This window comes from Oleiphilus sp. HI0067 (assembly GCF_001635735.1).
The window spans coordinates 1-590 of sequence record NZ_LWFI01000659.1 but is presented as its reverse complement, the minus strand read 5'-3'; the positions used below and the strand labels follow the sequence as shown (position 1 = coordinate 590).

The following is a 590-nucleotide window of genomic DNA, read 5'->3' as shown; positions in this document are numbered from 1 at the left end:
GCGTTCCTCCTTATCTTCTATTCAGGTATATGGTCGTTAAAGCAACGAGGTAGTTCGCCTACAAACTATGTTTACCTCGTACTTGGATTTTCTTTTTTCACGCTTTGGTGTGTGGCCATAACTAATGTTAGCAATGCCAACAATTTTTCAATAATGATTGCCTCGGCATTATTTCTTATTGAGGGGGTTGTAGGGACTCTGTTACTCGTTGGTTACTTGAACTACCATCAAGTTCAAGGCAGTCGATTGCTTTGTCTTCTTGTTGATGTGATCGCTTTACAGGCATTGTTTGTTGTAATTTACTTTGTTTCACCTAGTTTTAAGGAATTAGCTGCTTTCCTCGTACCAGCAGAGGAAAGTAATGTGAAAGGCTTATCTGCCCTAATACGTTCGAGGGGGCTAACTCACTCCGCAAGCGCTACGTTGTCTCTAGTGCAGGCTTCCGGAGGGTTTATTCTTCTCTATCTTATTGCGTTAAAGCAAATAAAAAGGCCGCTGTGGATTGTCTCCTTGGCGCTTTTGCTTATTGTTATATCTGTAATATTAACTGGCCGAACAGGAATAATATTGCTGGCACTGGGTTTTATCGG

1 protein-coding gene is annotated in these 590 nt (G+C 41.5%); it reads left to right on the top strand.

Annotated features, from left to right (window positions below):
* Window positions 1–111: 111 nt before the first annotated feature.
* The coding region (locus A3739_RS30775) for a hypothetical protein (RefSeq protein ID WP_231877035.1) at window positions 112–590 on the top strand (479 nt) is incomplete at its 3' end.